This is a genomic window from Streptomyces albus subsp. chlorinus (assembly GCF_013302895.1).
GTDB lineage: Bacteria > Actinomycetota > Actinomycetes > Streptomycetales > Streptomycetaceae > Streptomyces > Streptomyces chlorinus.
In genome coordinates this window covers 6295729-6308360 of the sequence record NZ_VJOK01000001.1, presented here as the reverse complement: position 1 = coordinate 6308360, position 12632 = coordinate 6295729, and the positions used below count along the sequence as shown (strand labels likewise).

General features: G+C 72.5%; 9 protein-coding genes and 1 pseudogene. 7 read left to right on the top strand and 3 right to left on the bottom strand.

The genetic code is table 11. The features are described 5' to 3' along the window. Nucleotides 1–432, top strand: a pseudogene (locus FM076_RS27325) (type II CAAX prenyl endopeptidase Rce1 family protein); the annotation flags it as partial. Here FM076_RS27325 and FM076_RS27320 read toward each other — a convergent pair. After that, on the bottom strand, nt 419–1654 hold the full coding sequence (locus FM076_RS27320) for a polyprenyl synthetase family protein (RefSeq protein WP_173873540.1): 1236 nt from the start codon (nt 1652–1654) through the stop codon (nt 419–421). The pseudogene FM076_RS27325 and the gene FM076_RS27320 sit on opposite strands and share 14 nt — an antisense overlap. A 353-nt stretch (nt 1655–2007) precedes the next feature. Here FM076_RS27320 and FM076_RS27315 point away from each other — a divergent pair, with 353 nt between their 5' ends. The 4 genes from FM076_RS27315 to nrfD are packed head-to-tail and all read left to right on the top strand — an operon-like array spanning nt 2008 to nt 8456. After that, nucleotides 2008–3114, top strand: coding sequence for a Ku protein (locus FM076_RS27315; RefSeq protein ID WP_173873539.1), 1107 nt, complete (start codon nt 2008–2010; stop codon nt 3112–3114). A 34-nt stretch (nt 3115–3148) separates the two neighbouring features. Then, on the top strand, nt 3149–6430 hold the full coding sequence (gene fdh, locus FM076_RS27310) for a formate dehydrogenase (protein WP_173873538.1): 3282 nt from the start codon (nt 3149–3151) through the stop codon (nt 6428–6430). Next, complete coding sequence (locus FM076_RS27305; protein ID WP_173873537.1) at nt 6427–7383, top strand: 4Fe-4S dicluster domain-containing protein; 957 nt, start codon at nt 6427–6429, stop codon at nt 7381–7383. Before fdh ends, FM076_RS27305 begins: the two co-directional genes overlap by 4 nt. Beyond that, a complete protein-coding gene (gene nrfD / locus FM076_RS27300) occupies nt 7380–8456 on the top strand; it encodes an NrfD/PsrC family molybdoenzyme membrane anchor subunit (protein ID WP_173873536.1) in 1077 nt (358 codons plus the stop codon). Before FM076_RS27305 ends, nrfD begins: the two co-directional genes overlap by 4 nt. A 19-nt stretch (nt 8457–8475) precedes the next feature. Here nrfD and FM076_RS27295 read toward each other — a convergent pair whose 3' ends face one another. Then, nucleotides 8476–8991, bottom strand: coding sequence for a VOC family protein (locus FM076_RS27295; protein ID WP_173873535.1), 516 nt, complete (start codon nt 8989–8991; stop codon nt 8476–8478). Nucleotides 8992–9282: 291 nt separating this feature from the next. After that, nucleotides 9283–9711: an ATP-binding protein gene (locus FM076_RS27290; protein WP_173873534.1), complete on the bottom strand. Its 429-nt coding sequence runs from the start codon at nt 9709–9711 to the stop codon at nt 9283–9285. A 709-nt stretch (nt 9712–10420) separates the two neighbouring features. On the opposite strand from FM076_RS27290, the gene FM076_RS27285 reads away from it, so the two are divergent. Together FM076_RS27285 and FM076_RS27280 are read left to right on the top strand one after the other, a co-directional pair. Further along, complete coding sequence (locus FM076_RS27285) at nt 10421–11068, top strand: STAS domain-containing protein (RefSeq protein WP_345945261.1); 648 nt, start codon at nt 10421–10423, stop codon at nt 11066–11068. Nucleotides 11069–11332: 264 nt separating this feature from the next. Continuing rightward, entirely contained in the window at nt 11333–12529 is a 1197-nt protein-coding gene (locus tag FM076_RS27280; RefSeq protein WP_173873533.1) for a PP2C family protein-serine/threonine phosphatase, read from the top strand. Nucleotides 12530–12632 lie beyond the last annotated feature (103 nt).

Below are 12632 nucleotides of genomic sequence, written 5' to 3'. Positions count from 1 at the left end.
TTCAGCTGGACCTCACTGCGCGGCCGGTTCGGCGCGGCGACGGCCGCGCTCGGCACGACGGCGGTGTTCCTGGTGGTGCCGGGAGCCTCCACGGTGGTGGCGGCGGGGGCCGCACGGCTGACCGGCGGACCGGATACGGGGATCGGCATCGTCCCGGCAGGGCAGCACCCGGTGGACTACCTGGTACTGCTGACCGTCTTCGGCCTCACCCTGGTCGCCGCCCGGACCGCGGTCCGCGGCGGACCGCTGTGGACCGCCGTCGGCACCCATCTGACCTTCCTGACCGTCAACCGCATCCTGCTGGAAGGGGAGCGCCGCAACGCCGGGTGGCACACCGTCGAGCAGGCGGACCTCGCTCCTTTGCTGGTACTGGTCTACCTGCTGCTGACAGCGGGGGTCTTCGTCCTGGTGGGCCGGTTCAACCGCCGGTGACCGAGTGCCGGAACAGGGCGCGCAGCGCGGCGTGGGAGGCGGGGGGCAGGGCGGCCTTGTCGAGCTGCGTGAGCGCCTCGGTCAGCTGCCAGGCGGAGATCTCCCGCGCCGCCGCGCGCCCGCCCGCGTTCTCGATGAGGGCGGCGAGTTCGCCCGGAGGCGGTGGACAGGCGGGACCGCCGCCCAGCGACTGGGCGAGAGTGCGTGCCGCGGGGTTGCCCGCGCGCAGCGCCGCGATCAGCGGAAGGCTCGGCCCGCCCTCCCGCAGGCCGTTCATGACGGGGCGCCCGCTCAGTGCCGTACCCGACCAGAGGTCCTCGATGTCCCGGGCCGCCTGTACGGCGATGCCCAAGTGGTGGCCGGCCCGGGTGAGCGTCTCCACGACCCGCTCGTCCGCACCGGCCAGCAGCGCGCCGCCCGCCAGCGCGCACTCCAGCAACGAACTGCTGCGGGCCGCCGCGACCGCCGCGTACTCCTCCACGCTGATGCCCTCCGGCGCGCGGCGGCGCAGGGCGAGTTCGGCGGAGCGGCCACCGACGAGGCGTGAGGCCGTGCGGGTCAGCAGCCGCATCATGGCGGTGCTCTCCGCCCCGTCGGTGCCGTCAGGAGCGCAGCCGGTCTCCCGTGCGCGGCCCGACGGCTCCCGCCGTCCGCAGCGCGCCGCGGGCCGGTCGCCGTCGTGCTGTGCCGGCAGCCGTCCCGGGGGCTCCGCCGACGGCTGTCCCACGTCCCCTCCGTCCTCCTCGGCCGGCTGCGGGGGCAGGACGCAGCGGTTGGCCGCGCCCAGCAGCGCGTCCCCGGCCAGCACGGCCCAGCCCGTGCCGTAGACCGCCCATACGGCGGAGCGGCCCCGGCGCAGTGCCTCGCCGTCCCTCACGTCGTCGTGCAGTGCCGCCCAGTTGTGTATCAGTTCCACGGCCGCGGCCCCCGGCAGTGCCGCGACCGTGGAGGCCTCCGGGGCGCCACCGTCCCGTTCCGGCTCCCCCGCGCCCGCCGCGTACAGGGCGAGGGCGGCGCGCAGGGGCGGTTCGGGGGTGACGCCGTAGGTGGGGCTGCCGTCCGGCTGGCTCCAGCCGAAGTGGTAGCCGCAGACACGGCGCAGTTCGGGCTGGAGTGCGCCGACGGCCTCGCGCAGCAGCGGCTCCGTCCTCTGGTGCGCGTACGACAGCAGGGAGGGGGCGGCGGGCAGGCCGGGGACGTCGGAGAGCTGGTGAGTCGTCATACCGGAGCGCCTGCTCCTTTCTCCGGGTTTCTCCGGGGTTTCGCCGGGCCGGGCACCGCCGGGCGGATGCGAAGCGTGTGGGAACGGTGTGCTCTCAGTAATCGGCTTTCCCCTTCCCCGGGTCCGTGACTCCCGTCGGAGCGGTCCGGTGCGAAGCACAGGGGGGCGCAGGGGGCGGCACGGTGGGGCGGTGCGTGCGAAGTGGGGGGTGTCAGGCGCCGGGGGCGTGAAACCCGGGGCACACGGACGCACGGCCCCGGATGCGGGACGGTGCGCGGCGGGTGACAGTGGGAGCGCGCGTCCCGCGGTCTGAGGGGCCTGCACGGCTCGGATCACGAGGGGCAGGAGAGACGATGGCACGCCCGGTGTGGAGCGGAGTGATCACCTTCGGGCTGGTCACGGTTCCCGTGCGGATGTACGCGGCGACCGAGGACCACACCACCCACTTCCACCAGTTGCAGCGCGGCACCAGCGACCGGGTGCGCAACAGGCGGGTGAACGAGCGCACCGGGAAGGGCGTGGAGTACGACGACATCGTCAAGGGGTACGAGATCGCCGACGGCGAGTACGTCACCGTCGAGCCGGAGGAGCTGCGGGAGATCGCGCCCGGCAGGTCCCAGGTCATCGACGTCAGCGGGTTCGTGGACGCGGACGAGGTCGATCCCGTCTACTACGCACGCGCCTACTACCTCTCCCCCAGCGGCGACCAGTACCACAAGCCGTACGAACTGCTGCGCGCCGCGCTCGCCACGTCGCGGAAGACGGGCATCGCCACCTTCGTGATGCACGGCAAGGAGTACCTGGTCGCCCTCCGCGCCGGGGAAGACGTCCTGGCGCTGCACACCCTGCACTGGGCGGACGAGGTCCGCGACCCCCGCGAGGAACTGCCCGAGCTGCCCGGGCGGGAGCGCGCGGACGGCAGGGAGCTGAAGACCGCACAGCAGCTCGTGGAGAGCATGAGCACTCCCTTCCGTCCCGAGGACTACAGCGACACGTACGAGGAGCGGGTGCGGGCCCTGGTCGAGGCCAAGGCCGACGGCGAGGAGGTCGCGCCCGAGGAGGGCCCGCCACAGGCCACGAACGTGGTGGACCTCAGCGAGGCCCTCAACCGCAGCATCGAGCGAGCCCGTTCCCGGGGCGGGGGCGGAGGGGGGCCGGGCCGCGGCCGCCGTGCGCCCTCCCGCGCCCAGCGTGCTCCCTCCCGTCCCCGGCGCGGGACCCGCTCCGCCAGGAGTGCGCCCAAGAACCGCGAGAAGGCCCCGCAGGGCGGCAAGAAGGCCGCGCAGGGCAGTGGGAAGGGCGCCAAGGGTGCCGGGACCCGGGCGGGTGGCTCCGCGCTCGCCCGGCTGAGCAAGGAAGAGCTGTACCGGCGGGCGGCCGACAGCGGCGTCAGGGGGCGCTCGAAGATGACGCGCGAACAGCTGCTCGAAGCGCTGGGCGGCTCAGGGAAGGCCGCCTGACCGGGCGGGTCCGGGACGGCCGGGAGGTCATGGGATGGGCGTACGCACATGGATCAGCAACTGGCCCGTGTACCGGCAGGTCACCGGAGAGGACCCGACGGGCAGGGGCGACGCCGTCACCTCGCGGCACACCCGCACGCTGCGGCCGCGCACCGCGACCGCCGACCGGGTCGTCAAATCCGTCTGCCCGTACTGCGCGGTCGGCTGCGGACAGGAGGTCTACGTCAAGGACGAGCGGGTCGTCCAGATCGAGGGCGATCCCGACTCCCCCGTCAGCAGGGGAAGGCTGTGCCCCAAGGGCGCGGCCACGCTTCAGCTCACCACGGGTGACGCACGCCGTCACGAGGTGCTCTACCGGCGTCCCCACGGCACCGAGTGGGAGCGTCTGGACCTGGACACCGCCATGGACATGGTGGCCGACCGGGTCGTGCGCACCCGGCGCGAGACATGGGAGCGGGAGCGGGACGGCGCGGCGGTCAACCGCACGCTCGGCATCGCCGCGCTGGGCGGGGCGGCGCTGGACAACGAGGAGAACTACCTCATCAAGAAGCTGTTCACCGCCCTGGGCGTGGTGCAGATCGAGAACCAGGCGCGGGTCTGCCACAGCTCGACCGTCGCCGGGCTGGGCACCTCGTTCGGGCGGGGCGGGGCCACCACTTTCCTCCAGGACCTCCAGCACGCCGACTGCATCGTCATCGAGGGCTCCAACTTCGCCGAGGCGCACCCCGTGGGGTTCCAGTGGGTGATGGAGGCCAAGGCGCGCGGGGCCACGATCATCCACGTCGACCCGCGGTTCACCCGCACCAGCGCGCTGGCCGACCTGCACGTGCCGATCCGCGCCGGCACCGACATCGCCTTCCTCGGCGGCCTCATCAATCACGTGCTGAGCACCGACTCCTTCTTCCACGAGTACGTGCTCGACTACACCAACGCCTCGACCGTCGTCAGCGAGGAGTTCCGCGACACCGAGGACCTGGCGGGCATCTTCTCCGGGCTCGACGAGGAGAGCGGGCACTACGACACGGCCGGCTGGCAGTACGAGGGCGACATGGTCCAGGCCGCCTCCGGCCAGCGGGACGAACTGTTCGAGGAACGCACCCGGCGGGACCGCTCGGTGGCGGGCGCGGGCGGCTCCGAGTCGCACGGCTCCGGCGGCGCTCCCGTACTGGGCGACGGGACGCACGATCGCACCCTGCGGCATCCGCGCTGTGTCTTCCAGCTCCTCAAACGGCACTACGCGCGCTACACCCCTCAGATGGTCGAGGAGACGTGCGGCATCCCACAGGAGACGTTTCGAAAGGTGTGCCGGACTCTCGTGGAGAACTCGGGACGGGAGCGCACCACGGCGTTCGCGTACGCCGTCGGCTGGACGCAGCACACCGTGGGCGCCCAGTACATCCGCGCCGCCTGTGTGCTTCAGTTGCTGCTCGGCAACATCGGGCGTCCGGGCGGCGGCATCCAGGCACTGCGCGGGCACGCCAGCATCCAGGGCTCCAGCGACATCCCCACCCTCTTCAACCTGCTGCCCGGCTACATCCCCATGCCGCACGCGCACCGGTCGCAGGACCTGGACACCTTCGTGGAGGCCATGCGCACCGAGAAGGGCTACTGGGGCGAGATGCGCTCCTACCTCGTCAGCCTCCTCAAGGCGTACTGGGGCGAGGCGGCCACCGCTGGGAACGACTACTGTTTCGGCCACCTGCCCCGGCTGACCGGCTCGCACAGCACCTACGACACGGTGCTGGCCCAGCTCGCCGGTGAGTGCAAGGGCTACTTCCTGCTGGGGGAGAACCCGGCCGTCGGCTCGGCGAACGCGAAGATGCAGCGGCTGGGCATGGCCAACCTGGAGTGGCTGGTGGTCCGCGACTTCTCCCTCATCGAGTCGGCCACCTGGTGGAAGGACGGCCCGGAGACGGAGACCGGCGAGCTGAGGACGGAGGAGAACGCCACCGAGGTGTTCTTCTTCCCCGCCGCCTCGCACACCGAGAAGGCGGGCTCCTTCACCAACACCAACCGCATGCTCCAGTGGCACTACCCGGCCAAGGAGCCGGACGGTGAGGCGCGCAGCGACCTGTGGTTCATCTACCACCTGGGGCGGCGGGTCCGGGAGAAGCTGCGCGGCTCCACCGACCCCTCCGACCGCCCCGTGCTCGACCTGACGTGGGACTACCCGGTCGACGGGCCGCTCGAGGAGCCGGTGGCCGAGGCGGTGCTCGCGGAGATCAACGGCCGGCGCGCCGACGGCAGCCCGCTCAGCCGCTACCAGGAGCTGCGCGACGACGGTTCCACCTCGTGCGGCTGCTGGATCTACTGCGGCGTCTTCCAGGACGGCGTCAACCAGGCGGCCCGCAAGAAGCCGCACACCGAACAGGACTGGATCGCCGCCGAGTGGGCCTGGTCCTGGCCCGCGAACCGGCGCATCCTCTACAACCGCGCCTCGGCCGATCCGGACGGCGTCCCCTGGAGCCCGCGCAAGGCACTGGTGTGGTGGGAGCCGGCGGAGGAGGGAGCGGCGGGAGGGGGCAGGTGGACCGGTCACGACGTACCGGACTTCGACGCCGACCGCCCGCCCTCCTACCGGCCGGCACCGGACGCCACCGGGCCCGACGCCCTCTCGGGCACCGATCCCTTCATCATGCAGGGTGACGGCAAGGGGTGGCTGTACGTGCCGGCCGGGCTGCTGGACGGCCCGCTGCCCACCCACTACGAGCCGCAGGACTCCCCCGTCCACAATCCCCTCCACCCCGACCAGCAGCGCAGTCCGGCCCGCCGGCTCCATCCGCACCCGGCCAACGCGTACCACCCCAGCGGCCGGGAGGCGGGCGCCGGTGTCTTCCCGTACGTGGTGACGACCTACCGGCTCACGGAGCACTTCACGGCGGGTGGCATGAGCCGCTGGTCGCCGTACCTGTCCGAGCTGCAGCCCGAGTTCTTCTGCGAGGTCTCCCCGCAGCTCGCCGCCGAACGCGGCCTGGAGCACACCGGCTGGGCGACCCTGGTGACCGCACGGGGCGCTGTGGAGGCACGCGTGCTGGTCACCGAGCGGATGCGCCCCCTGCGCGTGGCCGGCCGCCAGGTGCACCAGATCGGACTGCCCTACCACTGGGGACGCAACGGCTACACGCGCGGGGACGCGGCCAACGAACTGACGTCGATGGCCCTCGACCCGAACGTGCACATCCAGGAGGTCAAGGCACTGACCGCCGACATCATGCCGGGCCGCCGCCCCCGCGGCCCCGCCCTGCTGGCACTGCTGGAGGACTACCGCCGGCGCGCCGGCGTGACCGTGCACACCGGGACGGAGGTACGGGGATGACCGAGGTGGGCCAGCGCGTCGGCTTCTTCACGGATACCTCCGTGTGCATCGGCTGCAAGGCGTGCGAGGTGGCGTGCAAGGAGTGGAACGCCATCCCGGAGGACGGCATGGAGCTGACCGGGATGAGCTACGACAACACCCAGGGGCTGGGCGCCTCGACCTGGCGGCACGTCGCCTTCATCGAGCAGAGCAGGCCGGTGGCCGCACGGGAACGGCGGCCCGGAGAAGCGGACGAGGAACGGCGGCCCGGCGAGACGGACGAGAAGGGCGGGGAGGCCGACGTGTTCGCCCTCGCGGCCCAGGGGTCCGGGTCGTCCGAGCTGCGGTGGCTGATGTCGTCCGACGTGTGCAAGCACTGCACCCACGCCGCGTGCCTGGACGTGTGCCCGACCGGCTCGCTCTTCCGCACCGAGTTCGGCACGGTGGTGGTGCAGGAGGACATCTGCAACGGCTGCGGCTACTGCGTACCGGCCTGTCCGTACGGTGTCATCGAACAGCGCCCGGACGACGGCCGCGCCTTCAAGTGCACCCTGTGCTACGACCGGCTCGGTGCGGGCCGCACTCCCGCCTGCGCCCAGGCGTGCCCCACCGAGTCGATCCAGTTCGGCCCTCTGGAGGAGCTGCGCGAGCGGGCCGCCGCCCGGGTGGAGGAGCTGCACCGCGCGGGCGTGCCGGACGCACGCCTGTACGGGCACGACCCGGAGGACGGGGTGGGCGGCGACGGCGCGTTCTTCCTGCTGCTCGACGAGCCCGAGGTGTACGGCCTGCCGCCCGATCCGGTGGTGACGACACGGGACCTGCCCGCCATGTGGAAGCAGGCGGGCGCCGCCGCGCTGACGCTGCTGGGCGGGGTCGCCGCCGCCTTCGCCGCGAGCGGGCGACCGGGTGGACGAGCGGGTGGACGAACGGGTGGACGGGTGGGCGGACGGACAGGAAAGGGGCGCGTGCGATGACGAAAGCGCCGCACGACGGCGGCAGGCGCCGGCGCGCAGGGCGGGGCGGGCGGCGCGGTGAGCGCACCGTCGTTCCCGCTGCGGAGTTCACCTCCTACTACGGCAAGCCGGTGCTCAACACCCCCGGCTGGAAGCCGCTCAACATCGGCGGCTACTTCTTCCTCGGCGGTCTGGCCGGAGCGGGGTCACTGCTGGCCGCCGGAGCCCGGCTGACCGGGCAGCCGGTGACGGCGCGGGCGATGAAGATCTCCTCCACGGTGGCCGTCGCGGGATCCGTGGCAGCGCTCATCCACGACCTGGGCAGGCCGGCGCGCTTCGCGAACATGCTCCGGGTCTTCAAACCCACCTCCCCGATGAGCGTCGGCTCCTGGCTGCTGGCCGCCTACGGACCGCTGGCCGGGGCAGCCGCCGTCAGCGACGTGACCGGCGTGCTCCCCCGTGCGGGAGACGCCGCCACCGCGGGCGCGGCCCTGCTGGGTCCCGCCGTGGCGACCTACACCGCCGTGCTGGCCGCCGACACGGCCGTGCCCGCCTGGCACGACGGCTACCGCGAACTGCCCTTCGTCTTCGCCGGGTCCGCCACCGCTGCCGCCGCCGGCACCGCGCTGCTGGCCGCACCCCCGCGCGAACACCGGCCGGTGCGGTACGCCGCGCTCTTCGGAGCCGGTCTCGAAGCCGTCGCGACGCGCCGGATGGAGCAGCGGCTCGGCATGGTCGCGGAGACCTACCGGGAGGGAACGGCGGGGGTGCTGATGCGGTGTGCCAAAGCCCTGACGGCCGCCGGGGCGCTCGGGGCCGCCGTGTGGGGCGAGCGCGGCCGGGGGCCGGCCGCGCTCGCCGGGGCGGCGCTGCTGGGCGGCTCGGTCTGCACCCGGCTGGGCGTCTTCCACGCGGGGCGGGCGGCACTGGCGGACCCCAAGTACACCGTGGTGCCGCAGCGGGAACGGCTGCGCGCCCGCGAGGCCGCGCGGGCGGCGGAGAGGGAGGCGGCAAGGGAACAGGGCGACGGCGCACAGGAGGGGCGGAGCGGCAGGGGGGCGCCCTCCGGCCCTTCCGGAGGAAGCGCCGCCTGATGGCCGGCACCCTGGGTGCTCACGGCCGCCAGCGGCGCAGCGGTGTGCTGTCCTCGTACGGCATGGGGCCGGGGTAGGTGAGCAGTTCGAGGGTGCTGCCCCAGGGGGTGCGGCAGTAGACGAAGCGGTTGCCGGGGCCGGCCTCGGGGCCGGGCAGCGGGTGCGGCTCGCCCAGTACCCGGCCGCCCGCGGCGCGCACCGCCGCACACGAGGCGGGCAGGTCCTCGGTGTAACAGGCCAGATGCTGCCAGCCCAGGTCGCTGGGGACGGCGGCCTCGCGCTGCCGCGGGCCGCGGAACTCGAACAGTTCCAGGCCGGGGCCGTGCGGCAGGCGCAGCATCCGCATGGCGACCTGCGCGGTGCCGGACGGCACGCCCAGTCGCCGTGCCGTCTCCTCGCCGCCCCTGGGGCCAACGGCGCGGGGCAGGGTGTCGTACAGCGTTTCGGCGCCGAGCGCCCGGCGGAAGAACTCGGTCGCCGCTTCGATATCGGGAACGGTGACTCCGACGTGGTCGATTCCCAGCACCGCGTTCATCCGTGCTCCTCATCCGCGTTCTTCGCCCGCGTTCCTCGACCCGCTCCGTGTTCCCGCGTTCCCGGCCGGCTTTTCGAGGTCCGCGCTCGCACGCGCCGGTCGGCTTTCACGCACCGATCGGCTTTCACGTGCCGGTCGGCTTTCCGTGCCGGTCGGCTTTCCGTGCCGGTCGGCTTTCGCACACCGGCCAGCTTTCCCGGGTTCCTCCCGGCTCACCCGCCGTCCGCGGCGACCGAACTCGCCTGTCGTTCCCGGGAGTTCACCCGGCACCGTTTTCCGGACGGCGTGGCGTCACAGGGGAATACCCGCGTGGATGATCTTCCCATTGTTGCGGCGCAGCCGAATGGTGAGATCATGAGCCAAATGGCGGATGATGGGCCAGCCGAACCCGCCGGCCTCACCCTCCTCGAAACTCTGCGGCGTACGTTCCCGGGGAAGGGCGGAACTGGAATCCCCCACTTCGACGGTGACGGTGCTGTGTCCGGCGCTCAGATCGAAGTCGGTGACCCCGTTCCCGTACCGGAGCGCGTTGGTCACCAGCTCGGAGACGACCAGCAGCACGGTCTCGACGGACTCGGGCGAGGGGGGCGGCGAGAGGGTGGCCAGGAATTTCCGGGTGATCTGCCGCGCCTGGAAGCTGCTGCGCACATAGCTCGTGTGTGCCCTGGCCACAGGAAGAGTGCCCTCGTCCTCCTCCTGGAGGGCCGCTGTCCGATCCATACCTGTCTCCCGTCTCCGCAGGGCCATTGCCGCTGAAAGCAGACCCGCGAATATGGGGGTCTTTCCTCTCCCGGCGAGATCACGCGCGGCCGCGCAATACCCGCCCTCCGCCGAACGGTGCCCCGTCTGAACGCTCGAACGGATGCAGGGTCAGTTACCCGGCACCTCCGTCTTCATGCATCGTCCCGCGCGGACAAGGAGAGGCCGGCCCATTCCGGAGACCGCGATGCCGGCCTGGTCAGGGATTTTACCGAAGGAATCGGGGCCTCGGACTGAGAGGTACGGCGAGCGGGAGGGTGAGAACGGCCGGGCGGGAGTGGCGACACGCGAGGTGAGCGCACCGGCGCACCGTGTGCGCCGCGTCGTGACCGGCAACCGGCCGCGACGCGGAAAACAACACCGGCGAGGCGCCGTCGCACCCCCGGATCGGCACGTACGATCTCTCCTGCACGGGAACGTGCACGTGATCGTGCACAGGAATCTGCGCGATCATGCACAGACGGACGGAGCGGGCAGGGGCGAGGCAGCGCTGAGAAGGACCGGCGGGGAGCCGGGCCCAGGGGGGCCCGGTGCCCCTCGCCCAGTGCCCGGCCCCCGCCGCAACGGAGCCGCTCGGGAGCGGCGCTGTTTGGGATACTCGGAAGGCGTGGGCCCGCAGCGGGAAGCGGGCACGCAGAGCACCGGCACTCTGCCGGGGGACGGAGGCGGAGTGAGGTCGCGGGAGAACGACCGTCTGGCCATCACCCCGCTCACCGTCAAGGACGAGTGCGCGGTGATCCGGTTCAGCGGTGAACTGGACAGGGCGACGGAGCAGCTCTACCTGGACCGCATCGGTGCCGTCGTCGCGACGGGCTACCGGCACCTCGTACTGGATGTGACGGCCCTGGTCTTCTGCGACTCCAGGGGGCTGAACTGCCTGCTCGCCCTCCGCTGGCTGCTGCACCGGAGGGAGGGCAGCCTCCTGCTGGCCTGTGTGGGCCGGCGGCTGGCGGCCGTGCTCGCGCTGACCGGGAGCACCGAGGTGCTGCCCGTCTACTCCAGCGTCAGCGAGGCCCTGCGCACCCTCCCCGCCGACCAGCGTCCGGAGTGGCCGCCCACCGGGAACGTCGAGACGGACATCCCGCTGCACAGCCCTGAGCCGCTGGAGACCTCCTGGCAGCAGGACGTCAACCCGCACCTGCCGCTCGGTGCCGCTGACCTCGGCCGGGACCTGGAGATCACCGGGCTGGACTCCAAGGGCCTGGACTCCAAGCGGTTCACCCCCGGGGCCACCGGCGCCAAGGGGGCGGGCACCAAGGAGCAGGGCGGCAAGCAGTCGGGGGGCAGGGGGCGGGCGCCGCGGCGCCGGGACGGCTGACAGCGGCCTTCGCGGTGTCGCGTCGGGCGACGCGGCGGGCGCGGGTGAGGATGGGGTGGGGACGGGGAGCGGGACGACCGCACGCCCCTGGAGCACCCGGCACCACTTTCCGGTGCCCCCGAGCGTCCCCGAAGCACCTTCCCACCACCCTCTCAGCACGTCCCACACCCTCTCAGCCGGTACTTCCCACCACCCCTCAGCACTTCCCAGCACCTTCGAAGCGCCGTCGAAGCATCTTCGGTGCCTTCCCCCTAGGAACGGGCGATGGAGCAGCAGCAACAGATCGCGGAGCAGCCGCGCCGGGCCTCGCGCGAGCCGCAGGGCACACTGACGCAGCGCCCGAAGTCCCTCTCCACGCGGACGTTCCTGTGCTGGATCGCCGGGCTGACCCTGCTGGTGGTCGGCCTCAGCCTGGCGGCCGGGTCCGAGGTCCGGCTGATCGGTCTGCTGATCTTCCTGCCCGCCATCGCGGCGAGCCTGGGCACCGTGCGGCAGACGCAGATCGCCTCCGGCTGGGCGACGATCGCCGTGGCCGCGTCGATCGCCCGCTCTCCCGGCTACCACCTCGACGACGCCATCACCCTGGCGCTCACCGTGGCGTTCGCCGGGCTCGCGGTCTACGGCAGCCGCTGGCGCATCGCGCGGGACACCGAACTGGTGCGGCTCCGCTCCACCGCCGCCGTCATCCAGCAGCACATCCTGCATCCGTTGCCCGAACTGACGTCCCAGGCGCAGGTGGACGGCGTGTTCGAGCCGCTTCAGGAGGACAAGCTCTTCGGCGGTGACATCTACGACGTGGCCGACACCCCTTACGGGACCCGGGTGCTGATCGGCGACGTCCAGGGAAAGGGGCTGTCCGCCGTCGGCGCGGCCTTCGCCGTGCTGGGCGGCTTCCGGGAGGCGGCCCACCGGGAGCCGTCGCTGACGGGGCTCGTGGGGGCGCTGGAGCGGTCCGTGGTCCGGCACAACGCCTACGCCCGCCACTCGGGTGAGCCGGAGCGGTTCGTGACGGCGCTGGTGGTCTCCGTGGACCCGCTCGACCGGGGGACCGCACAGGCCGTCAACTGCGGCCATCTGCCGCCCTATCTGGTGCGGGACTCCCGGCCGCCGCGGAAGGTGGACCTCCAGGACACGGGGGTGCCGCTGGGCCTGGCGTCGCTGGTGGACGAGCCGCGCACGGCGTGCGGATTCGGCTTCCCGCCCGAGGCGACCCTCCTGCTCTACACGGACGGCCTCTCGGAAGCACGGGACGGGGACGGCCGGTTCTACCCGCTGGCGGACCGGCTCGCCCGTCTCGTCGGGAGCGGCGGGGCCGAGGGGCGCGGGACCGGCGGCGGGGGGGCCGGGCTGGCCCGCGTACTGCGTGACGACGTACGGGCTTTCACCCGTCCGTACCAGCAGGACGATCTGGCGATCCTGACCGTTCAACGGCTGCCGCCGCGCGCCAAAGAAGCGGAGTAATTCGTTCAAGATGAATTCGCGCTGTATGTACGTGGCAATTACTGCAAAGCGCATGGAAAACTGCGTATAGGTTTCGCCAACTATTCCAAAACGCCCGCGTGTG